Genomic DNA, 12,705 nt, shown 5'->3' on the forward strand with positions numbered 1-12,705 from the left:
GACGTCTACACGCCCGCCGGACCGGGTTGGCACCTTCGGCAAACCGGGCGCATGTTGGGGCACCCTCAGCCCCCTCCACTCATGCGTTCCTGGCCAGCTCTCGCCTGTCTGCTTGGTTCGGCGTCATTTGCGGCGCCCCACGCCCTCGCCGCCCAGTCTCCACTTGCCCTTGGCAAGCCCCTCGCCGGCACCGTGACCGGCAAGGACACGGCCCGCTTCACCCTGCGCGCGGACTCCAACACCGTGGTGCGGTTGCGCGTGGACCAGCGCCCCGGGAACGTGGGCCTGCGGCTGCTCGGCCCACGGAACACGGTCGTGCGCGCCATGAATGGCAGCGCCAAGGGGCCCGAAGAGCTGCTGGTCATCACCAATGAAGCCGGCGCGTACCAGCTGCAGGTGGTCGCCGCCGACACCACCGGGGGCGCCTTCGCGGTCACGCTGCTGACCAACGAACGGCTCTCCACCGACCCCAAGCGCCAGGTCGATCAGCTGCTGGCGCTGTGGGACCGTCGCGACGGTCCCGGCGCCGCCGTGGCGGTATGGCGCGGCGGCCGCACGGTGTTCGCCAAGGCGTACGGCATGGCCAACCTGGCGTACGAGATTCCGTTCACGGTGAGCACGCCCACTAACATCGGCTCCACCTCCAAGCAGTTCACCGCCTTCGCCGTCATGCTGCTGGTGGAGGAGGGCAAACTGTCGCTCGACGACGACGTGCGAAAGCACCTCCCCGAGCTCAAGGACTTCGGGCAGGTGGTCACCGTGCGCAACCTGCTCACGCACACCACGGGGTATCGCGAGCTGTACAACTCGCTCACGCTCACCGGCCGTCGGCTCGACGAAAGCGACTACGTGGGTCGCGAGGAGTACATTCCCCTCGTGAACCGGCAGCCCGCCCTGCAGAACGCACCGGGCACCGAGTTCAACTACAACAACACCGCCTTCGGTCTCGCTGCCATGATCGTGGCCCGCGTGAGCGGCATGCCCTTCGAGGCGTTCATGGCGCAGCGTGTCTTCGGGCCGATCGGCCTGACGCACACGCAGGTGCGCGCCGACGTGCGCGTGCCGGTGAAGGGGGCCACGGTGGGGTACTCGCGCAGCGACAAGGACGTGTGGCGCGACCTTGGGGACCTGGGTGGCTCCATGGGGGCCGGCGGCATCTACACCACGCTCGGTGACTTGCAGAAGTGGGCGGAGCACCTCGCCAACCCCACGGTGGGGACGAAGGCCAGCGTGGCGCAGATGATGACGCCCTTCACGCTCACGGATGGCAAGAGCACCGGCTACGGCCTTGGGCTGTTCGTCGACACGCAGAACGAACAGAAGCGCGTGCATCATGGCGGCGCCGACGTGTCACACCGTTCCATGCTGGCCCTGTATCCCGATCTCAACGCCGGCATCACGGTGCAGAGCAACGACGGCGCGTTCGACAGCAGCATTGCGTTCCGGCTGGCCGAAGCGTTCTTCCCGGAGCTGGCGCCAAAGCCGGTGGTGGCACGCGCACCGTTCGACGCCAGCAAGTACGAGGCGAAGAAGTTCGACGAATTCGCCGGGCAGTACGCGCTCGACGCCGCGCCGGCGTTCGTGCTCACCTTCTCGCGCGCCGGCGACACGCTGTACACGCAGGCCACGGGGCAGGGGAAGCTGCGGCTGACCCCTACGTCGGACACGTCGTTTGCGGTGCAGGGGGTACAGGCGTCGGTGGAGTTCAGTCGAGATGCGGCGAAGAAGGTCAACGGGGCCACGCTGGTGCAGAATGGCGCGCGTCAGCGCGCCTCGCGCCGGGAGGGCCCCGTCGCCGCGACCTGGGCGCCGTCGGCCACCGAGCTGGCCGCGATCAGCGGCCGTTTCTTCAGCGAAGAACTCGAAACGTTCTGGGATATTGCGCTGGTGAACGGCACGCTGGTGGCCAAGCAGCGCCGCGCCACGGATGTGCCGCTCCGTGTGACCGCCAAGGATACCTTCACCGGCGGGGCCGTTACCCTCACGCTCGAACGCGACCGCGTGGGCCAGGTGATCGGCTTCTACGCCAACGTGGCGCGTTCACGGGACATCCGTTTCGCGCGGGTGCGCTGAGCCTCTCGCGAAGACTGCCACCGTCTGCTGGTGATCGAAAGCGGGGGCCGAACGGGAAGACACTGGCTGATCGCCAGGGCGCCCAAGTACGGCGACCCGGTGCTCCAGGAGTACGGCGTCAACCCGTCGAACTGCTATCCGTTCGAGCGTCGGGGCCAGCTTCCTCGCTAGCTGCCGCTCATCGTGACGATGGCATACGGCGCGATGCGTATCGTGTAGCCGTCCGTGCTCGTGCCAAGCGACGTCACGGTCAACGTCGTGCCCGCGCCAGGCCGGGAAAGCGGTGCCGCGCGACGTTCGGTGGCGCTGATCCGCATGAATCCGAGCTGGCGAATGTCGAGCGTGATGGGATCGGCCGAGGCATTCACGATCACGATGCGCGGGCCGGAGCGGTCGCGAGCCGCGACGATCAGCGTGGCCGCTGTGGATTCGGCACGCAGCTCGACGCAGGTGGCGCCACGCAGCGCCGTGGAGAGCGCCGACAGGGTTTCACCCGTTGCGGTGAGCGCGTACGCCGTGAAGCCCGGGGCGGGCACGATGTCAGGGGCGCGGCCGGGGTGCACCACCGCCTGCCATTGCGGATTGCCGGTCAGCATGTGCTGCAGCATCACATCCATGCGCGGGTCACCCAGCATGCGCAGCATGAGTTGCGCCTGCACAAGCCCGTGCATCCACGTGCCCACGAGTTCGGGGGCATCGGCGAAGCTGGCGTTGAGTTCGGTCACCCAGAGCCGCTTGTCCGCGGGTAGCAGTCGCCACTGCGGCTGCTCCTGGGTGAGCGCCCAGTATGAGGACGCGAATGTGGAGAGGGTGCGCAGGTACGCACTGTCGGAGGCGCCGCGCCGTCCCGGCAGCCTCGGATAGAAGTGCAGGGCGAACGCATCCACGTCGCCGGCAATGCCCGCGGTCAGCGATTGCTCATTCCAGGTGAGCATACGGGCATCGTGTCCCGGCGATGGCTGTCCCGTTGCGGGATCGACGCGTGGCACGAAGGCCGGGAACGCCAGCCGCGCGTTCGGTACGCGCTGGCGCAGCGCCGTCGCAAGCCGCCGCACGTACGCCACGTGCGACGCGGCCGTAGGATACAGCCGCTCGGTGTTGTCGGTGCCCTCCACGCGGCCGAAGTATGGTTCGTTCGATAGTTCGATGAGCGGTACGGCGGTCCCGGTGTTCGCCACGGCGCCAATCCACCGCACGTTGTCGTCGACACTCGCCGTGACCGTATTGGCCACCAGCAGCAAGGTGCCGTTGACCTGCTGGGCAAAGGTTGCGAAGCTGGCCGGCGTGCTGTTGCGGAACGCGCCGAATCGCTGGAACAATCCCGGCGGTGTGAGCTGCGCGTTGTCCCACGTGCGACAGGCACCGTAGCGACAGGCGTCCACCGGCCGACCGCGTTCCCAATCGAAGTAGTCGGCCTCGGTGCCGCCGGGGAACCGCACGATGGGGTTGCCGAGCGACCGCACGGCGCCAAGCAGTCGCGTATCCCCGTAGTGTTCTTCCCAGAAGAGCGCGTTCACATTGGCGCCCAGCTGTACGCCCGACGTGCGAGTGGGGGTGGTGCACACCGCGGCGGGAGGCGGGGCCGTATCGGGACCGGCTGGCGGTGTGGTGCTGCTGGTACAGGACGCCACGACCCAGAGCAGCCCCACCGTACGCAGCAACGAGGCGCGACCTTTCATGGGACCGTGTGCTCGGGCACGGCGTGTGCGCGTAGCCATGCCTCCCCAAGCGCGGTTGCCAACGCAATGCCGTGGGCCATGTGCTGCTCCGATGTTCCGTGCGCAAACAGCGAGAAACGCATGGCGGCGATGGGCGACACGAGCGCCCACGCCATGACCGGCGTCGGGGCGTGTGGCGTCAGGGTGCCGGCGTGGACATGCCGCTGCAGTTCGCGCCCCACGGTGTCGATCATCTCGAGCACCCGCGCATTGAACCGCTCCCGCATGGCGGGGTCCCGTGACACTTCGGCCTCGAGCAGTACGCGCAGTTTCCGCCCTTGCGGCTCGGTCCACAGCATCGTCAGCTCGGCTACGAGCTGTTCCACCAAACCGCGCAGCGGCAGGCATCGGGCGGCGAGCCGCTCGGCGATGCGCAGTGGTGCCTCAGCGCCCGCCCGCTCAAGCAGGTCCTCGAGCAGGTCCTCGAGCAGGGCCTCCTTGCTGGGGAAGTGCGCGTAGAAACTGCTCTCGCGGATTCCCACGGCGCGGCAGAGTGATCGCACCGACAGGGCGGCCATGCCCCGATCGGCGATGAGGTCGAGCGCCGACGTTCGAAGACGCTCCTTGGTGGGGGACACGGTTGTGGTGCTGGGCATTATGACGAAACACCGGAGAAACGAACGTTCGTTAGGTAAATGAGCGCGATGTCCCCGTCTCGTCAAGCTCAATCCGCAGTGGTCTCGCTCAACGGCGGCACGTGGCGCACGTTATTGAGCGCTTCCCTCTTCTCCGCCAACCCCTTCGTCATGGCTCGATTGCTCCGCAGGGCTGCCGCTGGCACGCTCCTGCTTCTCCCGGTACAGGCCACTGCGGTGGCCGCCCAACGTGCCCCCAGTCCCCGCACCACGGCGCCCACCGCGTCTCCCTCGCGTGTGGCGAGTGAGTTCGACGCCCTCCACTTCCGCAGCATCGGGCCGGCCACCATGTCGGGGCGCGTCGCCGACGTGGCGGTGTTCGAGGCCAACCCGGCCACCTACTACGTGGGCACCGCCCACGGCGGCGTGTGGAAGACGGTGAACAACGGCACCACCTTCACGCCGCTCTTCCAGCACGAAGGGCTCATTGCCATTGGCGACGTGGCGGTGTCGCAGGTGAACCCCGACGTGGTGTGGGTGGGCGCCGGCGAGAGCAACAACCGCCAGAGCACCTCGTGGGGCGGTGGCCTCTACAAGAGCACCGACGGCGGCAAGACGTTCGCGCTGATCGGGCTCCCCAACAGCAAGCACATCAACCGCATCGTCCTGCACCCCACCAACGAGAACATCGTGTTCGTGGCGGCCACGGGGCCGCTCTTCGGGCCCGGTGGAGATCGCGGGGTGTACAAGACCACCGACGGTGGGCTCACCTGGAAGCAGGTACTCAAGGGCGACGACGACACCGGCGCCAACGACGTGGCCATCTCCATGGCTGACCCGAATGTGCTCTTCGCCAGCATGTACCAGCGGCGCCGCACGGCCTGCTGCATGAACGGCGGGGGCCCCGGCAGCGCGCTCTTCAAGAGCACCGACGGCGGCGACACGTGGACCAAGGTCACCGGCACGGGCTTCCCCACCGGCCCGCTGGGGCGCATTGCGGTGGATGTGTTCCGGCAGAGCGGCAACATCGTGTACGCCACGGTGGAGGCGCCCTCGGCGGCGCGCCCCGGTGCCGGGGGCGCCGCGGCCCCGCCGCCCACCGACGAGATGTCCAACGCCCCGCGCCAGCCGGCGGGTGCCACCGGGGTGTACCGCTCGCTCGACGGCGGCGCCACGTGGACGAAGATGAGCAGCACGAACCCGCGCCCCATGTACTTCAGCAACATCAAGGTGGACCCGGTCAACCCCGATCGTGTCTACATGGGCGGCGTGGGGCTGCACCTGACGGTGGATGGCGGCAAGAGCTGGGAGACCGACGCGGCGCTGGTGATTCACGATGACATTCACGCGATCTGGGTGAACCCGAAGAACCCCGATCACGTACTCATTGGCGGCGACGGCGGCATTGGCGTGAGCTATGACCTGAGCCGCACCTGGCAGTTCCTCCCCAACCTGCCGGTGGGGCTGTTCTACCATGTGAGCTACGACATGGAGTGGCCGTACAACGTGTGCGGCGGCATGCAGGACAACTACGACTGGTGCGGCCCCAGCGCCTCGCGCCAGAACCGCGGCATCTTCAACTACGACTGGTTCCAGATCCTGGGCGGCGACGGCTTCGTGGCCATCCCCGACCTGCGCGACTCGCGCATCGTGTACACCGAGTCGCAGGACGGCAACATCGTGCGCCGCAACAAAGTGACCGGCGAATCGCGGCAGATCCGCCCCACGGCGCAGAACGTGACGAACGCGGCGCCGCGCGAGGCGTATCGCTTCCACTGGGATACGCCGCTCATGCTTTCGCCCAACGACCCGGGCGTGCTGCTGGCGGCGGCCAACAAGGTGTTCCGCTCGCGCGATCGTGGTGATTCGTGGGAAGCCATCTCCCCCGATCTCACGCAGAACGCCAGCCGCGACAGCATCGTGACGATGGGGCTCAAGGGGAGCGAGATCACCATTGCGCGCCACGACGGCATCTCGCAGTGGCCGGCCATTGTGGCGCTGGCGGAAAGCCCCCGGCAGGCGGGCGTGTTCTACACCGGCACCGACGACGGCACGGTGAGTGTGACGCGCGACGACGGCAAGACGTGGACGAACATCACGAAGAACCTGCCCGGCTTCCCGGCGGGTCATGCGTTCGTGAGCGAAGTGGTGCCCAGCCGCTTCGAGGCCGGGGTGGTGTATGTCACGGTGGACAATCACCGCCTCAACGACTACGCGCCGTACGTGTGGGTGTCGCGCGACTTTGGCGCCACGTTCACGGCCATCACGAACGGGCTTGCCGGTGAAGTGATCAAGACGCTCACCGAGGACACGAAGAACCCCGACGTGCTGTACGTGGGCACGGAGACGGGCATCTTCCTGACGCTGGACCGCGGCAAGTCGTGGCGCCGGCTCAAGGCCAACTTCCCCACGGTACGGGTGGACGAGCTCACCATTCATCCGCGCGACAACGCGCTCATCGTGGCCACGCACGGGCGCTCGCTGTGGATTCTCGATCATCTCGAGCCCATCCAGGAGTACGCGGCGGCGCAGAAGGCCGAGGCGGCGCTGTTCACGCCGGGGCCGCAGCTGCAGTGGAAGAGCAAGGACGACCGCAACGACGAGTTCTGGGGGCACCAGTTCTTCACCGGCGAGAACCCGCCGAGCGACGCGATGATGCAGCTGTACTTCAAGACACCGGTCAAGAATCCCATGCTGCGTGTGATGGACAGCAACGGCGCGCTGGTGCGTGAGCTCGCGGTGCCGGCGGCGAAGAACGTGGCCGGCATTCAGACCGTGTGCTGGGACCAGCGCGTGACGCCGGTGCCCGAGGTGAACGCGGCGGCGCCGGCTGCGGGTGGCGCGGCTGCTGGTGCGGCTGGTGGTGCGGCTGGTGGTGCGGCTGGTGGTGCGGGCACGGGGCCTGGTGGGTTCCCCACGCCGCGTCGCCCCATTGCCGGGTATCCGGTGCCGCTCCCCGAGGTGGGGTACCTGCCGGAGAACCCGTGTGCGCCGGCGGGCGGGCAGGGGGGCGGCGGGTTCCGCTTTGGCGGTGGCGGTGCGCAGGGGCCGCTGGTGCTGCCTGGCACCTACATGGTGGCGCTGGTGGTAGACGGCAAGGAGGTGGCGCGCAAGCCGCTCACGCTGGTGGCCGACCCGGAGGTGAAGCTGAGCGCCGAGCAGCGCGTGGCGTACAACGCCAAGGCGATGGAGCTGCACGCCGCGCAGGTGGCTGGTGCGCAGGCCGCGATGCCGCTGGCGGCGCTGCAGGCGCAGCTGCGCACGGTGGCGGCGAAGGTGGACAGCAGCACCACGGTGAGTGCCGACGTGAAGACCGAGTGGGCCGCGTTCCGCAAGGATTTTGACGCGTTGCGGGTGAAGTTCGGCGTGGGCGCACCGGTGTTTGCGGCGGGTCCCGGCGGTGGTGGCGGCTTTGGCGGCGGTGGTGCGGGTGCCGATGCCAACGTGCTGGCGCGGTTGGGTGCCGTGAAGGGGAACCTGCTGGCGGTGTGGGAAACGCCCAGCGACGCACTGGTGAAGCAGGCCGCGGCGGCGCGTGCGGCGCTGGACGCGGCGGTGGCCGAAGCCACGGCGTTTGCCCCGCGCATGAAGGCCATGAGCGAGAAGCTCGCGGCGGCGGGGATTACCATGCCGACGGGGAACTGACGCTGGTGTTGTAGTTGCCGGCGGTGATGCCACAGGGCGGCGCCTTCACTCGATGGAGTGGGGGCGCCGCTCGATGATGCCCGCTACGCGGTCGCATCATCGCAGCGTTCACGGCAGACGCACGCGTTCCGCGGCTTCACTCAGGGGTGGCGCACCAGCCATCCCTCACGGATGAGGGCGGCGAGCACCACGCGCCGGCTCTCCCAGTCGAGCCCGTCGGGGATGGCGCCGGCCGCGAGCGCTTCCCCGCCGCGCACCTGGTCGAGCGTGGCGGCGGCCGCCGCCGGCAGTTCGACCTCGCGCGTCCCGGAGAGGACTGCCACGCGCTCCCCGCGCCGCTCCACCTGCGAGGGCACCGCGACACGCCACTGCACGACATCGTCAGGTCGCAACGCGGGTATCGCCATGACCTGCTGCAGGTAATCGCCGGCCCGCGGACGCAGCTGTGACTCGAGGGCGTGACGCCGCGCCGCGACCACCGCACCGAGATCGACGGCGCCCGGCAACGTGGCCAGTTTCGCCGTCAGCGCCTCGTGAAGCCTCGCGCCGCCTTCCTCGTGCGCCGCGTAGCCGACCGGCAGGCTCTCGCGCCACGTGGCCTCACGCTCCACGAGCTCGTTGACACAATCGACGAGCAGATCGGCCCACGTGTACGACAGCACACCGAGGGTGATGTGGAGCGACTGTTCGTCGGTCGTGGTGGCCGCGTGCATGATGCCGCGCGGGATGTACAGCACGTCGCCAGCCGCGAGCGTGAACTCGTCCTCGACCGGGCCGGCGGTGTGCCGCGCGGGATCGAACTTCTGGTCGGGGAGCGGCAACTCGGGGCCGCCGCCGTAAATGCGCCAGCGCTTGGTGCCCGACAGCTGCAGCACGAACACGTCGTGCGTGTCCCAGTGCGGCTTGAAGCCCTGCGCGTGCGGCGGCGTGAGGTAAATGTTGGTCTGCGTGCGCGCCGACAGCTGGGCCGTGACGGCCGCGCACAGTTGGCGGAGCGGCTCGTGCCGATCGTGCAGGGCGCCGAACACCACCGTGGCCCCCTGCGAAAACGCGTGCGCGACACGCGCCGGGTCCACCATACCGTCGCGCCAGAGATACTCCGCCACAGGGACGGCCCCGTCGGAACGGACGAGCTTGATGGCGGGATGCTGAACGCCGAACCGCCCGAGAATGTCGTCGAGCACCGCTACGTCGAGCAGCGGCGCGAACCGGTGCCGATCGGTGGCGCGCGCCAGCACCCACGCGCGCCGGAACTGGTTGGCAAGAAAGTCCGTCGAGTCCGGCCGCCCGAGGAGCCACGCGATCGGATCACGCATGGGAATCGTGAGGGCCGCAGGGGGCATGGGTGCGGCGTACGCCACCGGGGCCGGCCGCCGATCGTCCGACCGGGCCGGCCCGGTGTTGGTCAGCGTGCGTCCGAATCGGACTCGCCGCTGCTGTCGGGCTTGGCGGCGCTGTCGGGCTTGGCGGCGGAGTCGGGCGCCGGGGCCGCCGGGGCCACGCTGCTGGAAGGCGCCGCATCGGATCCTGCGCCGTTGTCCGACGACTCGGCCGACCCGCTTTCACCGCCACCACACGCCTGGAGCACGCCGGCCACACCCAGCGTGGCCACGGCCACGCCGAAGCGGCGCATCAGGTGCCCGCGCGGCGTCGTGCGCGCAGTGATGTCGGCCTCGGTGATGCGGGGACGCTCGGTGCTCTCGCTCATGGTGGGCAGGGCTGGAGGAAGAACGGCCGCGGGTGAGCACGGCGTGAGGAACCGGCACGGCGGCGAGGGAGATCCTTGACGATCCGCGCGAATGTGGACGATCGCGATCGGCATTTCTGGTGTCAAGCACGCGCTCGTGCCGCAACCTCGCCGCTCGTGAGGCTCCGCAAGCGGTCCACGCCGACGCCTTCGACGGCACACGCCGCCACGGCCGCGGCCATGCGCAGCGCCGTGTGGTCGTGGGGCGCGGCACCGGAAGCCAGCACGGCCACCAGCGCGCCGGCAAAGGCATCCCCCGCGCCCGTGGTGTCGGCTACCTGCGCCACGGGACACGCGGCCACCGCAACTGCGCGCGCGCCTCGGCGGTACAGCGTCGCCCCGCGGGCGCCGTGCTTCACGACCACCATGACCGGGCCGAGGTCGTGCAGCATGTCCACGGTGCCACGCCCATCGGTGGCCAGTGCCAGCTCCTCGTCGTCCACGAACAGCAAGTGCACGTGGGGCAGCAGCGCCCGCAGGGCGACGCGTTCGTTGGCCCACCAGTGCGCCATGCTGTCCAGCGCCACCAGAGGGGTGGCGGGCCACTGCCGCCGCATACGCTCACGCACATGCGCAAGCACATGTTGCTGTACGAGCGGATGCGTGCTCCCCAGCAGCATCGCGTGCGGCGCGCTGGTGAAGCCCACGGGTGGCAGTCGTCCCTCTGCCACCCCGCGCTCGCGGGACACGGTGGTGCGGTGCGCACCGTGGTCGGTGTAGCGGGCATGCCAGCGGAAGGTGGGCCCGGTCAGTACCTCGACGGCCGCGCGGTCTACCCCCGGCAGATCGAGCACGGCGAGCGGAAAGTCGGTGCCCACGGTGCCGGTGACCTGCACGGGCATCCACAGGCGCGCGGCGGCCGCCGCGTAGAGTGCCGAACCACCGGGGACGTCGCGGTGCACCACGCGGTCCGCCACGCGGTTCACGACATCCCCGTGCTCTAGGGTATCGAGGGTGAGCGTGCCGCCAATGAGGACCGAGGGCATCACCCGGCGACGAGCATGCCGGCCACGGTGGCGGTCATGAGCGAGGCCAGCACCCCACCCAGCAGGGCCCGCAGGCCAAGCTGGGCGAGCAGGGCGCGCTTGGACGGTGCCAGTTCTCCCATGCCGGCGATCTGCATGGCGATGGACCCGAAGTTGGCAAAGCCGGCCAGCGCGTAGCTGGCAATCACCATCGAACGCGGGGCGAGGGCGCCGGCCCCCTGCAGATGGTCGGCCAGCTGGCGGAAGGCCACGAACTCGTTGAGCACGGTCTTCACGCCGATCAGCTCACCTACCGTGCGCGCGTCCTGCCAGGGCACGCCAATGGCCCAGGCGAGTGGCGCGAGGGCGCGCCCCAACAGCCCCTGCAGCGTGAGCCCCGGCGCGCCGACCAGCGCGCCCACCCACCCAATGCCGGCGTTGAGCATGGCGAGCAGCCCCAGAAAAGCCACGAGCATGGCTCCCACCTTGATGGCGAGAAACGCTCCCTCCACGGCCCCGCGCCCTGCCGCGTCGATGACGTTGACGTCGGCCGAGTGCTCCGACTGTACGCTGAGCGTGGTGGAGGTTTCGGTGGCTTCGGTTTCGGGATACAGGAGCTTGGCCACCACCAGCGCCGCGGGCGCCGACATGACGGAGGCCGACACGAGGTGCCCGCCGATGGCGGGGAAGTACGGCGAGAGCAGGCCCACGTACGCCACGAGGAGGCCGCCGCTGATGGAGGCCAGGCCGGCCACCATGAGGGCAAAGACCTCGGAGCGCGTCATGCGCTCGAGGTAGGGGCGCACGAGCAGCGGGGTTTCCATGAGCCCCAGGAAGATGCCGCCCGCCGTGGCGAGTGTTTCGGCGCCCGAGGTGCGCATGGTGCGTTGCATGACCCACGCCACGCCGTGCACCACGCGCTGCATGAGGCGCAGGTAGTAGAGCACCGCCATGAGTGCCGAGAAGAAGACGATGGTGGGGAGGACGTGAAAGGCGAAGTAGGCCCCGGCGCGCGCGGCCTGTGTGGTGCTGGGGGTGATGGCGGCGTTGCCGCCGGCGGGGCCGGTGCCCACCGGGATGTTGTTGAACACCAGGTCGCCGAAGAGGAACTTGGCCCCGGCATCGGAGAAGCCCATGATGCGCAGCAGTGCCTCGTTGACCGCGCCAAAGAAGCCGCCGGCGCCGGGCGTGAGCAGCACGAGGGCGCCAAAGAGCAGCTGCAGGGCGAGGCCCCACCCGACCAGCCGCCAGGCGATGGCGTGGCGGTCGCGGCTCAGTGCCCAGCCGATGCCCACGAGGATGGCCAGGCCGGCGAGCGAGCGCAGTTGCGGTGGGAACATCAGGTACGGCAGCCGGTGATCACGCGCCTCTCCACGGGGTTTTGGTGCGGCTAATTGTAGCTCGCGGGGAGGCGGTTCACTTGATCGCGTCGTGGTTGGTACGACGGGTTGGCGCACGGCGGCGTTGCTGATTGGCGACCTCGTCGCGCACCAGGGAGGTGGCGGGTGCCACTTGCGCGTCTCTCACCGCAACTGAACGTTAGACTGCGTTATCTGCAGTCTAATCCGGGGGAGTGAATGTTTCGAAGTATGGCGCAAGTCGCTGATAGCGTGCGCGATAGCGGGTTTCGGCGTGCTCTCGGTGCTCCGGATTAGACTGCAGAATTGCGCTGCATAATCCGTGGTCTGCAGTGATCCCCTGCAGTCTAATCAGCGTTATGCCTCTCGGGTCATCGAATCTCTACAAAGCGATTAGGAACGCCTATGATTGAGTTGCTCGCGAAGAATGCTGGCGTTGCTGGCCAGAGGCTACAAGTGAGGAGCGCCCTCAATCCTCTACTCTGGCTTACCGCGGTCACCACGCCCGCATGTCTCTACGCAGCGTTCGCTTTCAGGTCTGAGACCGCGATCGCAATCGGACTACTCATATTATGTGCTGCGCCAGTTCTCGCGACGATTGGTATCGCAGTGTTCTTCGCCGTC

Annotated in this window: 8 protein-coding genes; 2 read left to right on the top strand and 6 right to left on the bottom strand. The window is 68.8% G+C overall.

Features of this window, described 5'->3' with window-relative positions; translation table 11 throughout:
- Window positions 1–81: 81 nt before the first annotated feature.
- A complete protein-coding gene (locus tag LW840_RS00595) occupies window positions 82–2,073 on the top strand; it encodes a serine hydrolase domain-containing protein (protein WP_291268125.1) in 1,992 nt (663 codons plus the stop codon).
- A gap of 167 nt (window positions 2,074–2,240) precedes the next feature.
- Here LW840_RS00595 and LW840_RS00600 read toward each other — a convergent pair whose 3' ends face one another.
- Together LW840_RS00600 and LW840_RS00605 are read right to left on the bottom strand one after the other, a co-directional pair.
- Complete coding sequence (locus tag LW840_RS00600) at window positions 2,241–3,752, bottom strand: hypothetical protein (protein ID WP_291268124.1); 1,512 nt, start codon at window positions 3,750–3,752, stop codon at window positions 2,241–2,243.
- Window positions 3,749–4,387 carry a TetR/AcrR family transcriptional regulator gene (locus tag LW840_RS00605; protein WP_291268123.1) on the bottom strand — a complete coding sequence of 213 codons (639 nt, stop codon included), beginning with the start codon at window positions 4,385–4,387 and terminating at the stop codon, window positions 3,749–3,751. The genes LW840_RS00600 and LW840_RS00605 overlap by 4 nt, the downstream gene beginning before the upstream one ends.
- A 150-nt stretch (window positions 4,388–4,537) precedes the next feature.
- Between LW840_RS00605 and LW840_RS00610 the strand changes: the two genes are divergently transcribed.
- Entirely contained in the window at window positions 4,538–8,011 is a 3,474-nt protein-coding gene (locus LW840_RS00610; RefSeq protein ID WP_291276237.1) for a sialidase family protein, read from the top strand.
- Between the two features lie 140 nt (window positions 8,012–8,151).
- Here the strand turns inward: LW840_RS00610 and LW840_RS00615 are convergent, their stop codons facing one another.
- The 4 genes from LW840_RS00615 to LW840_RS00630 form a co-directional block, all read right to left on the bottom strand.
- Window positions 8,152–9,354, bottom strand: coding sequence for a cupin domain-containing protein (locus LW840_RS00615; RefSeq protein ID WP_291276238.1), 1,203 nt, complete (start codon window positions 9,352–9,354; stop codon window positions 8,152–8,154).
- A 62-nt stretch (window positions 9,355–9,416) separates the two neighbouring features.
- Window positions 9,417–9,719: a hypothetical protein gene (locus LW840_RS00620; RefSeq protein ID WP_291262721.1), complete on the bottom strand. Its 303-nt coding sequence runs from the start codon at window positions 9,717–9,719 to the stop codon at window positions 9,417–9,419.
- A gap of 122 nt (window positions 9,720–9,841) precedes the next feature.
- Window positions 9,842–10,744: a PfkB family carbohydrate kinase gene (locus tag LW840_RS00625; RefSeq protein WP_291268120.1), complete on the bottom strand. Its 903-nt coding sequence runs from the start codon at window positions 10,742–10,744 to the stop codon at window positions 9,842–9,844.
- Complete coding sequence (locus tag LW840_RS00630; RefSeq protein WP_291268716.1) at window positions 10,744–12,063, bottom strand: nucleoside transporter C-terminal domain-containing protein; 1,320 nt, start codon at window positions 12,061–12,063, stop codon at window positions 10,744–10,746. The genes LW840_RS00625 and LW840_RS00630 overlap by 1 nt, the downstream gene beginning before the upstream one ends.
- Window positions 12,064–12,705 lie beyond the last annotated feature (642 nt).

It is taken from the genome of Gemmatimonas sp. (genome assembly GCF_021298855.1).
Classification (GTDB): Bacteria; Gemmatimonadota; Gemmatimonadetes; order Gemmatimonadales; family Gemmatimonadaceae; genus Gemmatimonas.

Excerpts from the sequence above, each read along its gene's own strand:
- LW840_RS00595 (WP_291268125.1), top strand. The coding sequence starts at position 82 with ATGCGTTCCTGGCCAGCTCTCGCCTGTCTGCTTGGTTCGGCGTCATTT.
- LW840_RS00600 (WP_291268124.1), bottom strand. The coding sequence starts at position 3,752 with ATGAAAGGTCGCGCCTCGTTGCTGCGTACGGTGGGGCTGCTCTGGGTC.
- LW840_RS00605 (WP_291268123.1), bottom strand. The coding sequence starts at position 4,387 with ATGCCCAGCACCACAACCGTGTCCCCCACCAAGGAGCGTCTTCGAACG.
- LW840_RS00610 (WP_291276237.1), top strand. The coding sequence starts at position 4,538 with ATGGCTCGATTGCTCCGCAGGGCTGCCGCTGGCACGCTCCTGCTTCTC.
- LW840_RS00615 (WP_291276238.1), bottom strand. The coding sequence starts at position 9,354 with ATGCCCCCTGCGGCCCTCACGATTCCCATGCGTGATCCGATCGCGTGG.
- LW840_RS00620 (WP_291262721.1), bottom strand. The coding sequence starts at position 9,719 with ATGAGCGAGAGCACCGAGCGTCCCCGCATCACCGAGGCCGACATCACT.
- LW840_RS00625 (WP_291268120.1), bottom strand. The coding sequence starts at position 10,744 with ATGCCCTCGGTCCTCATTGGCGGCACGCTCACCCTCGATACCCTAGAG.
- LW840_RS00630 (WP_291268716.1), bottom strand. The coding sequence starts at position 12,063 with ATGTTCCCACCGCAACTGCGCTCGCTCGCCGGCCTGGCCATCCTCGTG.